We start from the raw sequence: 14627 nt of genomic DNA on the forward strand, positions 1-14627 counted from the left end.
GTATCGTGAGGTCTCTATGTTTTTGATAATTGCTTTTCTGGGCGGGATGATAAGCCTGCTCAGTCCATGTACGCTCCCGGTTATTCCCCTCCTGTTTGCCGGTTTTCAGGGGCAAAGACGACATATTATGGCACTGCTCGCGGGGATGATCGTGATGTTCACCCTGGTTGCGATGGTTGTCACCGTCGCCAGCGAGTGGATAGCTGAAGCCACCGTCGTTGGACGCTGGATCGCGCTTATCATTCTGGCTACGGCCGCGCTGGCGTTAATTTTTCCCTCCTTTGCCCAGCGAATTGCCGGGCCAGCAGTCAGCGCGGGAAACGTCCTGAACACCCGAAGCGGACAAACACGCGGCATGGCATCTGCTTTTCTGGCCGGGCTGGCGGTCGGGTTGCTCTGGTCCCCCTGCGCAGGTCCCATTCTGGGGGCGATATTCAGCCTTAATATTGCGGGACATTCAGCCATCGCGACAGGGGCGTTACTTGCCGCCTACGGCAGTGGATGCGCGTTAATGCTGGGTTTACTCGTTCTCGGAGGCCGCACGCTGATGGCACCACTGAGAGCAAAATCGGCGCTGATGGCGAAGCTTCGCCAGGGGGCTGGCGTGGTGATGTTAGCGGCTGTCGTCTTTAACGCGACCGGAATGACGTCTGTTCTGAAAGGCGCAAATGGGGTGGCGGACCGTCTTGAAACCACGCTGCTGAATCTGGCAAAACCCGCTACACAAGCGGTGAAGCTCCAGCCGGTGGTGATGACCGAGCCGAGTAGCCAGCTGCCGTCGTTGAGCGGTGGAACAGGGTGGATAAACGGTGACCCTGTCACGTCTGAATCGCTGCGCGGGAAGGTGGTCCTGATTGATTTCTGGACCTGGGACTGCATTAATTGCCAGCATACGCTTCCGCATGTGCGCGACTGGGCCACAAAGTATCAGTCGGAAGGTCTGGTCGTGATTGGGGTTCATACCCCGGAATATCCGTGGGAGAAACCGATTTCGTCGGTAAAAAATGCGGTGAATAAATGGCAGCTGCCGTATCGGGTTGTGACGGATAATAATTACCAAATCTGGAATGCTTTCGGCAACCAGTACTGGCCAGCGCATTATTACTTTGATGCTAAAGGGCAGCTGCGCTACACCTCCTTTGGGGAGGGAAATTACGATAAACAGGAACAGGTGATTCAACAGCTGCTGAAAGAAGCCCGTTCCTGATTACCGCCTCAGGGTTGACGCTGAGCAACCATAAACAACCGAGGAAAAGCCAGCAGTATCTGCCCGTTTTCCTGGAGCGGATACTGCTCTTCCAGTAGTTCATGGTAGCGTTTCAGGAAACGTTTCTGTTCGTGCTCGTTCAGTTCCTGGAGCCATGGGCGTAACCCGGTGGCGCTGACCCAGTCAATGATGGCCTGATGCGAGCGCATTTTATGGAAATAGGTCGTCCGCCAGATATCCACCTCACACCCGGCTTCGGACAAAATGTCATAGTAGGCATGGACCCCAGGCAGCGGTTCTCTACCGCGGTCAGGATAGTCTTGCTCCAGGGCCACTTCGCGCATGGCTACGTGAGTAGGCTCAAGCCAGTTGTCCGGCATCTGGATCGCCAGGACGCCATTAAGCGCGAGGAGAGAAACAAGGTGAGGCAGAAGATCGTAATGGTCTGGAACCCATTGCAATGAGGCATTGGCATAAATCAAATTCAGCGCCTGGTCCGGCTTATACTGGCGGATATCGGACTCAACAAAGCGGCAGCCCGGCAGCGCACTGCGCGCCTCTTCCAGCATGGCAGGCGAGTTATCGACCCCGGTAATCTGTGCGTTCGGCCAGCGATGGCGCAACAGCGCCGTGCTGTTTCCCGGACCACAGCCCAAATCGGCGAGGGTGGCGACGTCATCCAGTGGGATTCTGGCGAGTAGCTCAGCGGCAGGACGCGTGCGTTCAGCACCGTATTGCAGATAAAGAGAAGGGTTCCAGTCGGCCATCTTTAGATCTCCTTTTTGCGTGTACCAGCAAGGATAGCACAGGCCGGCACCTGCACCGGGACAGGTGCCGCAACAAGGTCAGATTACAGAATGCCTTTCAGTGCAACATGATAGAGCAGCATGATGGTTTTCCCGTCAACAATCATGCCCGTTTCAATGCCCCGCAAAGCGTCCTCAAAGGGGAGCTCCAGCACGTCGATATCCTCACCCTCCGCTTTGATACCGCCGCCTGCGCTGGTTTTATCCTTTGGCTGATATTCGGCAAGGTAGAAGTAGAGTTTCTCCGTAACGGAACCCGGGCTCATATAGGCTTCAAAGATTTTCTGCACGCTCGACACCTTAAACCCGGTCTCTTCTTCCGCTTCTGCCTTTATTCGGCTCTCTGGATCCATATTGTCGAGCAGGCCCGCAGCAGCCTCGATCAGATCACCCTGATGACCATTGATAAAGACCGGGAAACGGAACTGGCGAGTCAGAATCACCGTTTTTTTATCACGGTTGTAGAGCAGAATAGTCGCGCCATTCCCCCGGTCATAGACTTCACGTGTTTGTCGCTGCCATTCGCCATCGCGTCGTTGATGGTCAAAGGTATATTTTTTGAGTAAGTACCAGTTATCTGACAATATTTCATCGTTAATGATGCGCACATCTGCACGTTTCGATTGCACGTTTTGTCCTCCTTACGTAGAGTAACGATCAATAACAGCATTAACGTGCAGTTTCAAGATTTATCATGCAATATCAGGAATCCAGAATGCTCACCAGTCAGCGAAAACAATTGATACTAGAGAAGCTCGGCGCCGAAGGCCAGGTCCAGTCTAAAGCGCTCAGCATTCTCTTTGATGTCTCTGAGGACACCATCCGGCGTGATTTACGCGAGCTGGCGGCAGAAGGGCGTTTACAGCGTGTTCACGGCGGTGCGCTGCCGTCGTCTTCCGCTATTGTACCTTTTGCAGAGCGTCAGTCCGTTAAAATGGATGCCAAAAGAAAGGTAGCGCAGAAGGGCGCGCAGCTGATTTCTTCGGGCCAGGTAGTGATCATTGACGGTGGAACGACCACCTCTGAACTGATTACTTTCTTACCGCCTGATTTGCGTATTACCGTGGTGACGCACAGTCCGAGCATTGCTCTGGGGCTGGTTAATCATCCCGCTATTGAAGTGATTCTGATTGGCGGCCGTTTGTATAAACACTCGATTGTTGCAGTCGGCGCGGCGGCCATCGAAGGTATCGAAAACATTCATGCCGATCTGTTCTTTATGGGCGTGACCGGGATCCATCCGGAAGCAGGGTTGACCACGGGCGATTTCGAAGAGGCGTGCATCAAACGTGCATTTTCCGGCAGAGCGGCCGAGACGGTTGTTCTGGCTTCACCGGAAAAAATCAATACGGCGTCATCGTTTGTGATTGGGGACGTATCCTTAGCGAATACCCTTGTCGTCGAAGACGATACCGATCGTGGCTGGGTGCATACGCTATCCGAAAAAGGGGTATCGGTCGTACTGGCTTCCTCATGAGCCAGTCAGATGACTGACTGGCACGGTCATCGTTAAGCCTGAGGAATGCTCTCCAGCGTAGTATAAATCGTGAGGCCAAGTTCCCTGGCCACTTCAATGTCCATATCCGCCCCCTTAGACGCACCGGCAATCCGATAAATCGCATCGCATTTTGCGATGAGCCGGTGAGCTACGGGGTAAAGCATTGATTCTGCGATGTCATCTCCCAACGATGTCGAGCCCGCGGCCTTCGCCAGCGGCAGAGCCAGCCATTCGCCAATGACCGGAACGTGACCACGCTGGTATACGGCTAATGCGGCGTTTTCGAGACGCGCAAGATTCTCATCAATGCGCGCCTGAAGGCCATCGGTGCCGCTTCGATAGGGGCCGGCAATTAAAATGAGCTGTTGTGTCATAGATACCTCTGTCAGTGTGATTGCATGAAGTTGCACGTTTGCAGACAATATCTTACGAGATTACCGCCGCGTTATGAAATGTTTTCGTGCATTATCGTGCAAAATCATGCATGACAAAGCATGTAATCACTTAGGCAGAAGGGCTATTGCAACGAAGCCGAACGCCTCCGTCCAACGAACATCCAACGCAGGTAATCGTATAGCCAGTTAAACAGCATTGTGTATGGCAGGAAAAACAGCACCAGTCCAATCTCAACGAAAAATGCCTCAGTGAGGGGTAAATCCAGCATAACCATCGCAACGGGGATTAAGGTGATGATCAGTCCTGTTTCAAAACCCACCGCATGCATAGCACGAACAAGGAAGGTTCGTTGAAAGCGGTATTTTTTCTGCAGCGAGTCAAAGAGTTTATTAAAAACAAAATTCCATGCCGTCGCGGTCAGTGCAGATATCACGGACAGCGAGCCAGACTGAAGTATCGAAACGTTCATCAACCAGGCAAGCGACAGCGCGATGATAACGTTAGCTATGACTTCAAAAATGACAGCATGGAAGATTCGTTCTTTAACGCTTTTATTTAATTCAATTTCCATTTGCTCAGGGCTGCGTTTTCCAAAAGCCGAAGTATATCAGGCATCGTTCAACTTTTTCTAAACACGCAGGATTGAAACTCTGAGCAAAAGCGGAAGGCACTGTGAGATGGTCAACGGAGACGCTTTCAGAGACTATCAGCATTCAGGACAATGACAGCCACGAAACGCCAGATTTCGCCTTACCTAATGCAAGTGCGCATAATGTATATTATGTTAAATGCAATATTGAGACACTCCAGGTCTCCATACCTTCTGTGATATCTTCCTTAGTCCATAAAAATGCATCTCTCCTTATGCGCATCATCCCAGGCGCGCTATCCTCGCCCCCGCGTCGTCAATATGTGCGCGTAACGCCACCATGCATGGCGTAAAACTGGCAGAGAAACGGTCGCAATTGCTGGCCAAAGCATAAAAACGCTCAGCCAGTTCCAGCGCCTCGTGCCAGGTATCTCCCTCTATCACCTCAGGAAGCGATGCCGGACGAAGCGTATTCACCATTCCGCCACCTGACTTAGGTGCAAATCCCATGGGCAGCATGTCATAGGCTGGCGCAAGATGGTAAGGTCGGCCATGCGCGCTGATGAACGACAGATTACCGTGGTGCATGTCGGTATTGCCAATCAGCATGCCAAACGCCCAAAGCCGTGCCGTAGCGGCCACCGCATCAAGGTGAACGCAGCCCTGCTTTACCAGCTCATTAACCAGCACGGGCCATGTCTCTCTCGCCCGGCCGACAAATTCCGCTTCCAGCGCTCGTAAAGAAAAGAGACCATTGCGACCAAGCGCGCCTGTGCGATCGAAGCGCGGGATTTCGAGGAAGCGCTGTCCGCCAAAATCAAACACCTCTGTTTCGACGCCGAGCACCTTTAATGCAACGTGTTCCGCCAGCAACAGATCCCGCCAGCGTTCGCTAATAGGGTTATCGTCCGGCGCCGTGAATTTCACGATGACGTGACCTCGTTCTGTATAGGTGCAAAATTTGGGTTGTTCACCACCAGCGGAGGAACCCGGCACCTCTCCGGAGCTAACGGCCAGCGCCAGCGCCGGGTATGCCGTGGGCCGATCCACGGCTACAGGCGACGGCATCTCCACAAAATGGTTCCGCGCCTGTTCACCTATTAACAGATTCCCCACCGCATCGTGTCCGTGTGCCAGCAATGCCCTGATAACATCCGAATCACTCCAGCTCTCTGGATTTGCCGGCAGGCCCAGTTCGAATGAAAATCGGGAGGCATACGCGCGGCCAAGATATCCCTGGAGCCGCATGTCAAACAGCCACCACGGCAACCCGTCGCTATGGAGGCAAATACCGTCCGTTTGCTCCATTACAAATCCGTCTGGATAAACCGGAACGAGTCTGCCCAGCGGTTTAACCTGGCCCTCTTCCGTTATGCGGTAAATGGGGGCCGAACTGAACCCCCGACGCGTATCGCGTAGCACATAGTGAATAGATGGACCGGAGCCGATCCGAACAACCTCATCGCCAAGTGCTTTAATCGCCCTGGAGATGGTTGGCTGGCTAATACCCATAATATCAATTAGTTGTCTTACCGATATTGGGCCTTGCCTCAGCAGTTGTCGTAACGTTTCGGATCGGTTTATCATCGTAGTGAATCGCTTTATGAATAGCATATTGAATAGCTAACTTATCAGGTATTGGGCCCCCTGTCATCTTCGCGAACGATTGTCGCTGAGTTATGCCTGCGCAACCAAATCAACTTGTAAGCCGCAGGAATGATAAACAGCGATAACAGCGGCGCTGTGATCATCCCGCCGATCATGGGCGCCGCTATCCGGCTCATAACTTCCGAACCGGCACCAGTCCCCCAAAGTATTGGCAGCAGGCCCGCAATGATCACCGCGACGGTCATGGCCTTTGGCCGCACACGGAGCACGGCACCATGATATAGTGCTTCATCAAGCCCTTGTTCTGTGAACGTTTCCCGACGGGACAGTTCCGGTTGCGCTTCAATGGCATGACGTAAATACATCAGCATAACGACCCCAAATTCCGCTGCGACCCCGGCCAGGGCGATAAATCCGGTTCCGGTTGCGACTGACATATGGAAACCCTGCCAGTAGAGAAACCATATTCCACCGACCAGGGCGAACGGCAGACTCATCAGGATCAGCATTGCTTCATCCACGCGACGAAACGCCAGGTAAAGTAAAATGAAGATGATCATCACCGTCATCGGTACCATCAGTTTCAGCTTCTTATTGGCATGTTCGAGAAGCTCAAATTGTCCGGAGAAAGACACGCTGGTACCTGGCATCAGCTTCACGTTCTGACTGATGGCCGTCTTAATGTCGTTCACCACCGATACCATATCCCTGCCCCGTGCATCGATGTAAATCCAGCTGGCTGGCCGGGCATTCTCCGTTTTCAACATCGTGGGGCCGGAAACAACCTTAATATCAGCCACATCGCCCAGCGTGATCTGCTGTTTCATCGGCGTCAGGATAGGCATCTGTTTTAACGCATTCGGGCTGTTCCGGTAGTCCTTAGGATAACGAATATTGATCGGGTAGCGGGCGACGCCTTCCACCGTTTCACCTACCGTTGCGCCGCCAATGGCCGAAGAGACAAACAGCTGCACATCGCCCACCGTCATTCCGTAGCGGGCGGCTTTTTCCCGGTTAATATCCACATCAATGTAACGCCCGCCCTCCAGGCGTTCCGCCAGAGCAGACACCACGCCGGGCACCGTTTTGGCGACCGCCTCGATGCGCTGCGCCGTGGCGTCGATATCAGACAGAACGGTACCGGACACTTTGATACCTATCGGGCTTTTGATCCCGGTGGAGAGCATATCAATGCGGTTACGAATAGGCGGAACCCACAGGTTAGCCAGGCCTGGCAAACGAACGGTGTTATCCAGTTCGTCAATAATCTTGTCAATCGTCATGCCGGGCCGCCACTGATCCTCTGGTTTGAGCTGAATCGTGGTTTCCACCATTTCAAGCGGTGCGGCATCCGTTGCCGTTTCTGCCTTACCTGTCTTGCCGAAAACAGACGCCACTTCAGGCACCGTTTTGATGAGTTTGTCCGTGGTTTGCAGGAGCGCCGCCGCTTCTGCCGGAGACACACCGGGCAAGGTCGAGGGCATATACAGCAGGTCGCCTTCGTTGATCTTCGGTAAAAACTCACCGCCAACCTGGCTCAGCGGCCAGATAACCGTGAAGATAGATAAGGCTGCAACCAACAGGGTGGCTTTTGGCCAGTGGAGAACCCTGATCAGCAGCGGATGATAGGCGTTAATCAGCAGCCGGTTCAGCGGGTTACTGTTCTCTGCGGGGATTTTTCCGCGGATCCAGAAGCCCATCAGGATGGGGATAACGATGATGGCGAGCATGGCCGCCCCCGCCATGGAGTACGTTTTCGTGAAGGCCAGTGGACCAAACAGTCGCCCTTCCTGTCCCTCAAGGGTAAAGATGGGAATAAACGATAAGGTGATGATCAGCAGGCTGATAAACAGTGCGGGCCCCACTTCCACAGAGGCATTGGTGATCACCTTCCAGCGGGTGGCGTTGTCGATCTGCTCTTCCGGATGCAGATGATCCCACTCTTCCAGCCGTTTGTGCGCGTTTTCAATCATCACAATGGCCGCATCCACCATCGCACCGACGGCAATGGCAATGCCCCCCAGCGACATGATGTTGGCGTTCAGTCCCTGAAAATGCATCACAATAAAGGCAATACACAGGCCGAGCGGCAGAGAGACAATCGCCACCAGTGCAGAGCGGACATGCCAGAGGAACAGCGCACAGACGATGGCCACCACGATAAATTCTTCAATCAGCTTGCCGCTCAGGTTAGGTTATCGATAGCTCTGTCGATTAACTGGCTGCGATCGTAGGTCGTCACAATCTCGACGCCTTCCGGCAGGCTGGCCTTCAACGTTTCCAGCTTATCCTTCACCGCCGTAATGACTTCACGCGCATTTTTGCCCGAGCGCAGGATCACCACGCCACCCGCCACTTCCCCCTGCCCGTTCAGCTCAGCAATACCGCGGCGCATTTCCGGCCCCGTTTGTACGCGAGCAACATCGCGCAGGTAAATCGGGACACCGTTCTCACTGGTTTTCAGCACGATATTATTGAAATCGTCTATCGTCTGTAGGTAGCCGCTGGCCCGGACCATATACTCTGCTTCCGCCATTTCAACCGACGATCCCCCTGCTTCCTGGTTCGACGACGCAAGGGCCTGCTTAACCTCCGACAGGCTTATGCCGTACTGGGCCAGTTTTAACGGATTGACCTGGATCTGATACTGCTTAACCACACCGCCAACCGATGCCACTTCAGCCACGTTGGGGATGGTTTTTAACTCAAATTTCAGGAACCAGTCCTGCAATGAGCGCAATTCTGCGAGATCGTGCTTACCGGAACGATCGACCAGCGCATATTCAAATATCCAGCCCACCCCCGTGGCATCCGGGCCAATTTCTGAACTCACGCCAGCAGGCAGTTTGCCCTGAACCTGGTTCAGGTACTCCAGTACGCGCGACCGGGCCCAATACAAATCAGTACCGTCTTCAAAAATGACATACACATACGAATCACCAAACTGAGAAAAACCGCGCACGGTTTTGGCACCGGGTACCGACAGCATGGTGGTAGTGAGCGGATAGGTCACCTGATTTTCAACTATCTGCGGGGCCTGGCCAGGATAGCTGGTTTTGATAATCACCTGAACGTCAGACAGGTCGGGCAAGGCATCGACCGGTGTGTTGATGATGGTCCATGCGCCCCAGATGCTAAGAAACAGCGCCCCCATCATCACCAGGAAACGGTTGGCGACGGACCGCCGGATAATCCATTCAATCATCATCGTCCCCTTAATGACCTGAATGCGTGTTGTCTGCTGTTTCAGCGTGACGCATGCGCTCCAGCGCGCCGGTAATATTGGCCTCGGAGTCAATCAGGAACAGACCGCTAACTACCACCGTCTCCCCTTCGTTGAGGCCTGAACCAATACCGGACTGCTGCTGAGATTCATGCAGAACGTGGATCGGTTTCGGCACAAAATGCCCCTCTGCATCGACGGTAATCACGCGCTGTTCCTTTCCGGTATCAATAACGGCCTGGGACCGGATCAACAGCATCTCCGGACTTTGCGTATTCAGTTTGAGATACGCATTCATGCCCGGTTTCAGACGCTCGTCTTTGTTGGAGACCTGCAGGCGCACCTGCAGCGTACGGGTGCTGGGATCCACGCTCGGCAGAAGGTTCCATTTTTCAACCGGGAAGGATTTATCAGGGTAAGCGGGTACTGAAATCTCAAACTGCGACGTGTCTTTCAGCAGATAAGCAATAGACTCAGGAACCGCCGCGCCGATCCAGACCGGATCCATCCCCTGAATTTGAGCGACCACCTTATCTTTTGAAGTATTCATGCCGGTGCGCAGGTCAAACGCCGTGATCACCCCGTCAATGGGAGCCTTGATGGTAAATCGGGTCTGGATAGTTCGGGTCGCCCGTAGCTTCTGAATATCTTCATCCGGCATCCCGGCCAGCCGAAGACGTTCAAGTACGCCTTTGATTTGCACAGGCGTTCCACCGGTACCGGATAACAGCAAAAACTCACTCTGCGCCTCTACCCAGTCCGGAATGGTGATATCAATCAGCGGCGTGCCTTTCCTGACATGGTCGCCGATCGTCAACGGGTATACTTTCTCAACGAAACCTTCCGCGCGCGCCTGCACAATAACAAACTGATAGTCGTTATAACTGACATTGGCTGGGATCGTCTGGCTATAATTCAGCGTTCCGCGGGTGACTTTTTGCGTTTTTAACCCCAGGTTCTGGACCTGCGTGGGGTCAATGCGTATTCCGGCACCGCTTTTATCATCATTTTCATCCGCATATTTTGGCACCAGATCCATATCCATAAACGGCGATTTTCCAGGTTTATCGAATTTAACGTCTGGCTTCATCGGGTCATACCAGAAAAGTACCTTTCTTTCAGAAACCTGATTTTCTGGTTTTGCAGAGGCGTGAATATGCTGCCATGCCGTGACGGATATCATCCCTCCTGCAATAAGGCTGCTGACTATCATGGCAGCGTATTTTATTTTTAAAGATGCCATGCTACTTCTCGCTATTTAATGCTCTTCAGTAAAGAGATATTGCCCTGCTGGACAAACGAAAAATCAACGTGGCTACCGACTTTCAGGGCCGAAATACTCTCGTCAGCCTGAAGAAAGGTGAAACGCATCGTCATCGCGGGCCAGCCCACCGCCGGGATAGCATCATGGGCAATAGTGACTTTTTTACTCGTGAGATCAATATCCTTGATAATGCCGGTCCCCTTAATAATCTGCTCTGAGGTTCCTTCACTGGCAACATTCATTCCTGCGTGCTGATGAACCTCGGCCTGAAGGCTGGCAGAAAACATTACGGCGATCGCACCGAGGACAACGGTTTTAAGTGAATTACGCATTTTTACTTTCCTGTTTAATTAAATGAATTTATTCGACCCAACCGCCACCCAGTGCGGTGAAGAGCGTAATTTCATTCACCTGACGGGCATAAATAAGGTCGAGAAGAGTTTGCTGCGTGGAGAGCAGAGAACGTTCTGCATCAAGCACTTCGATATAGCTCACCGCACCGCTGGAATATAACCCTCTGGCACGTTGCAGGGTGATATTTAGCGAATCAAGATACCGCTGCTGGGCATTAATTTGCTGGTTAATGCTTTCCCGCAGCGCGAGCGCGTCAGCAACCTGTTTAAAGGCGGACTGAATTTTTTGTTCGTAATTCACAACCGACTGCTGCTGGCGAATTTCAGCCAGCTTCAGGTTGGCTTTATTTCTGCCTGCATTAAACAGGGGGATATCAATTTTAGGGATAAAATTCCACATCCCACTGCCCGTTGTGAAAAGGCTGGAGAGTTCCGTGCTGCCCGTTGAAAGTCCGCTGGTCAGTGAAATGGACGGGAAAAAGGCAGCACGTGCCGCACCGATATTCGCATCGGCCGCTTTAAGCTGATACTCCGCCTCCATAATATCCGGGCGCTGCAGCAGTATCGCTGATGAAAGATGAGGCGGCAGCCTGACCGGCGCAATATCGCTGGCGTTCATGCCGCTGTTGCCCGGCAGTGCGCGATACGTTCCGAGGACCAGCTGCAGGGCATTATTGGCCTGCGCCAGCTCACCCTCTCTTTTGGCTATCTCTGCCTGAGTGCTTTCAATCTGCCCCCGGGCCTGCTCCAGCGCCAGGACGTTTGTGCTGCCGGTTACCAGCTGTTGCTCAACGAACGCGTAAGACTGCTGGTAATTCTTCAGCGTCTCCTGCGCAATACGGCGTTGTTTATAGGCCAGCTGCTGGCTGAAATAGCTCTGCGACACGTTAGAGATGAGCAGAATATGCACCGCTCGACGAGCTTCTTCGCTGGCAAAAAAGTTTTGTCTGTCAGCCTCGCTCATGTTCCTGAGCTTGCCGAAGAAATCGAGTTCATAGCCTACTGCAAGACCTGCGTCGTACTGCTGCGAGGCAGGTTTGTCACTTTTCAGACCGCCGCTATAGGTGATAGCCGAGGAGGCATTCAGCTGAGGATAACGATCCGCATCCGTCACCGTGAACTGCGCCCGGGCTTCCTCAACCTTCAGGGTGGCCATTTTTAAATCGCGGTTATTTTCCAGGGCGTCGCTGATCAACCCAACGACCTGGGGGTCGACAAAAAAGTGACGCCAGCCGGTATCCTGATACCCCGCCACCGCAGGTGTCAGGCCATTTCGGGATAACGAAAACTGCTGGGGCACCGGTGACGCGGGTCGCTGGTACTCAGGCGCCAGCGAGACGCAGCCTGTCAGGAAAAATACCGTACTGATGCTAAGTCGTTTTAACAGGAACATAATGGTTCAAATGAAGTCCAGAGTATTTTTAGGGTCACTCTACTGAACGCATCCTGTTTGACGGGTGACAGGATAATGACAATGTTGTCATTTTTAACGTAAGTCATTGTTAACGGCCGCGAGCACAATAGAATGTCGTCAGCAGCCAGTCAGGGGAGCAAGATGAAAATACTGATCGTCGAAGACGAAATGAAAACCGGTGAATACCTCAGCAAGGGGCTGACTGAAGCGGGGTTTATCGTCGACCACGCTGACAATGGCCTCAACGGTTACCATCTCGCCATGACTGCGGAATACGATCTGCTGATTCTGGATATTATGCTTCCCGACGTGAACGGCTGGGATATTGTCCGCATGCTGCGTTCGGCCGGGAAAGGAATGCCCATACTGCTCCTCACGGCGCTCGGCACCATTGAACACCGGGTCAAAGGGCTTGAGCTGGGTGCGGATGATTATCTGATTAAGCCTTTTGCCTTTGCTGAACTTCTCGCCCGGGTAAGAACGCTGCTGAGGCGCGGAAATACGGTGATTGCGGAAAGCCAGCTTCAGGTGGCTGACCTGACGGTTGACCTCGTGTCGAGAAAAGTGAGCCGGGCGGGGAATCGCATCCTGTTAACCAGTAAGGAGTTCAGCCTGCTGGAGTTTTTCCTTCGTCATCAGGGAGAAGTGCTGCCCCGCTCCCTGATTGCCTCTCAGGTGTGGGACATGAACTTTGACAGCGATACGAACGCCATTGATGTGGCGGTAAAACGGCTTCGGGCAAAAATCGATAACGATTATGAACACAAGCTGATCCAGACGGTGCGCGGTGTGGGCTATATGCTGGAGGCGCCGGATGCGCATTAAGCCTTTCAGGCGCCCTTTTTCGCTGGCTCTTCGGCTGACCTTTTTTATCAGTCTCTCCACGATCCTGGCGTTTTTCGCCTTCACGTGGTTTATGGTGCATTCCGTTGAAAAGCATTTTGCTGAGCAGGACATCAGCGATCTGCAGCAAATCAGCACCGCGATGCACCGTATCCTCCAATCTCCTGCCGAACCCGAGCGGAAGAAAATCAGTAAACTCAACGAGTCGATCGCCAGTTACCGCAACGTTGCCGTTCTGCTTGTGGATCCGCAGGGAAATACCCTGTTCAGCTCGGCACACGGGGCAGCATTACGCCCTGCGATGAATACACCGGATTTTAACGTGCACCGTCGCACCCAGGATGTCTTTCTGTGGACGGTGGAGGACTCTTCTGCTTCCATGCACGCGGAGCCCGACATGAAAATGGACACGTACCGGATTATCGCCTCGTCAGGCACGGCGACATTGCAGGGCAAATCGCAGGACTACGTGATGCTGATTGGCCTCTCCATTAATTTTCATCTGCACTACCTGGATGCCCTGAAGAAGAATCTCTTCGCGATTGCCGCGGCAATCAGTCTGCTGATTATTGTTGTCATTCGTATTGCGGTACGCCAGGGCCATCTGCCTCTGCGTAACGTCAGCACCGCCATTAAAAATATCACCTCAGAGAATCTCGACGCGCGACTTGAACCGTCCCGCGTGCCCGTTGAGCTGGAACAGCTGGTGATCTCTTTCAACCATATGATTGAAAAAATAGAAGATGTCTTTACCCGCCAGGCCAATTTTTCCGCCGATATCGCGCATGAGATCAGAACGCCTGTTACCAATCTGGTGACGCAAACGGAAATTGCGCTGAGCCAGAACCGTTCTCAGAAGGAGTTGGAAGATGTGCTGTATTCCAGCCTTGAAGAGTACAACCGAATGACCCGGATGGTCAGCGACATGCTGTTCCTGGCGCAGGCGGATAATAATCAGCTCATCCCGGACCGGGCGATCTTTGATTTGCGCGCTGAAGTCATGAAAGTGTTCGATTTCTTCGAAGCCTGGGCGGAAGAACGTAACGTCACGCTGAAATTTAACGGAATGCCCTGCCTGACAGAAGGCGATCCGCAGATGTTCAGAAGGGCGATTAACAATCTGTTATCCAATGCCCTGCGCTATACGCCGGAAGGAAAAGCGGTGACCGTCTCACTCCGAGAGCAGGAAAACAATATTGAACTGGTGGTTGCCAACCCCGGCGCGCCGATCCCGGAAGAACATCTGCCAAGGCTGTTTGACCGCTTTTACCGGGTGGATCCATCAAGACAGCGTAAAGGCGAAGGCAGCGGCATCGGCCTTGCCATCGTGAAATCCATCGTCAGCGCCCATCACGGAAAAATCCGTGTGGAATCCGATGCGGTATCGACGCGCTTTATACTTTCCGTGCCGAAGAAAACCGTTTAA

12 protein-coding genes and 1 pseudogene are annotated in these 14627 nt (G+C 53.1%); 4 read left to right on the forward strand and 9 right to left on the reverse strand.

Annotated elements, in window-relative coordinates; all coding sequences use genetic code 11:
* Window positions 1-16: 16 nt before the first annotated feature.
* Window positions 17-1207, forward strand: a complete 1191-nt coding sequence (locus L383_RS16750) for a cytochrome c biogenesis protein/redoxin (protein ID WP_023330428.1) — start codon at window positions 17-19, stop codon at window positions 1205-1207.
* An 8-nt stretch (window positions 1208-1215) separates the two neighbouring features.
* On the opposite strand, the gene tam is transcribed toward L383_RS16750, so the two are convergent.
* Together tam and L383_RS16740 are read right to left on the reverse strand one after the other, a co-directional pair.
* Window positions 1216-1974 carry a trans-aconitate 2-methyltransferase gene (gene tam / locus L383_RS16745; RefSeq protein ID WP_014883848.1) on the reverse strand — a complete coding sequence of 253 codons (759 nt, stop codon included), beginning with the start codon at window positions 1972-1974 and terminating at the stop codon, window positions 1216-1218.
* An 83-nt stretch (window positions 1975-2057) separates the two neighbouring features.
* Window positions 2058-2642, reverse strand: a complete 585-nt coding sequence (locus L383_RS16740; protein WP_014883849.1) for an NUDIX hydrolase — start codon at window positions 2640-2642, stop codon at window positions 2058-2060.
* Window positions 2643-2728: 86 nt separating this feature from the next.
* Between L383_RS16740 and L383_RS16735 the strand changes: the two genes are divergently transcribed.
* On the forward strand, window positions 2729-3490 hold the full coding sequence (locus L383_RS16735) for a DeoR/GlpR family DNA-binding transcription regulator (protein WP_014883850.1): 762 nt from the start codon (window positions 2729-2731) through the stop codon (window positions 3488-3490).
* 32 nt (window positions 3491-3522) lie between these two features.
* Here L383_RS16735 and L383_RS16730 read toward each other — a convergent pair whose 3' ends face one another.
* The 7 genes and pseudogenes from L383_RS16730 to L383_RS16705 all read right to left on the reverse strand — a co-directional run bounded on the left by L383_RS16730 (window position 3523) and on the right by L383_RS16705 (window position 12337).
* A complete protein-coding gene (locus L383_RS16730) occupies window positions 3523-3885 on the reverse strand; it encodes a TIR domain-containing protein (protein ID WP_023330429.1) in 363 nt (120 codons plus the stop codon).
* Window positions 3886-4028: 143 nt separating this feature from the next.
* A complete protein-coding gene (locus tag L383_RS16725) occupies window positions 4029-4478 on the reverse strand; it encodes a PACE efflux transporter (RefSeq protein WP_023330430.1) in 450 nt (149 codons plus the stop codon).
* A gap of 300 nt (window positions 4479-4778) precedes the next feature.
* Window positions 4779-6110 (reverse strand): type II toxin-antitoxin system HipA family toxin YjjJ, encoded by a 1332-nt coding sequence (gene yjjJ / locus L383_RS16720; RefSeq protein ID WP_306790839.1) that lies wholly within the window; start codon window positions 6108-6110, stop codon window positions 4779-4781.
* A 17-nt stretch (window positions 6111-6127) separates the two neighbouring features.
* A pseudogene (silA, locus tag L383_RS0123850) lies at window positions 6128-9309 on the reverse strand (Cu(+)/Ag(+) efflux RND transporter permease subunit SilA).
* Between the two features lie 10 nt (window positions 9310-9319).
* Complete coding sequence (locus L383_RS16715; RefSeq protein WP_023330434.1) at window positions 9320-10570, reverse strand: efflux RND transporter periplasmic adaptor subunit; 1251 nt, start codon at window positions 10568-10570, stop codon at window positions 9320-9322.
* 11 nt (window positions 10571-10581) lie between these two features.
* Window positions 10582-10923: a cation efflux system protein CusF gene (cusF, locus tag L383_RS16710; protein WP_023330435.1), complete on the reverse strand. Its 342-nt coding sequence runs from the start codon at window positions 10921-10923 to the stop codon at window positions 10582-10584.
* A gap of 28 nt (window positions 10924-10951) precedes the next feature.
* Window positions 10952-12337, reverse strand: coding sequence for an efflux transporter outer membrane subunit (locus tag L383_RS16705; RefSeq protein ID WP_023330436.1), 1386 nt, complete (start codon window positions 12335-12337; stop codon window positions 10952-10954).
* Between the two features lie 162 nt (window positions 12338-12499).
* Between L383_RS16705 and L383_RS16700 the strand changes: the two genes are divergently transcribed.
* Window positions 12500-13183, forward strand: a complete 684-nt coding sequence (locus L383_RS16700) for a copper/silver response regulator transcription factor (protein WP_014883860.1) — start codon at window positions 12500-12502, stop codon at window positions 13181-13183.
* Entirely contained in the window at window positions 13173-14627 is a 1455-nt protein-coding gene (locus L383_RS16695; protein ID WP_023330438.1) for a Cu(+)/Ag(+) sensor histidine kinase, read from the forward strand. The genes L383_RS16700 and L383_RS16695 overlap by 11 nt, the downstream gene beginning before the upstream one ends.

Source organism: Enterobacter sp. MGH 37, from assembly GCF_000534515.1.
In the GTDB taxonomy this organism is placed as follows: Bacteria; Pseudomonadota; Gammaproteobacteria; order Enterobacterales; family Enterobacteriaceae; genus Enterobacter; species Enterobacter kobei.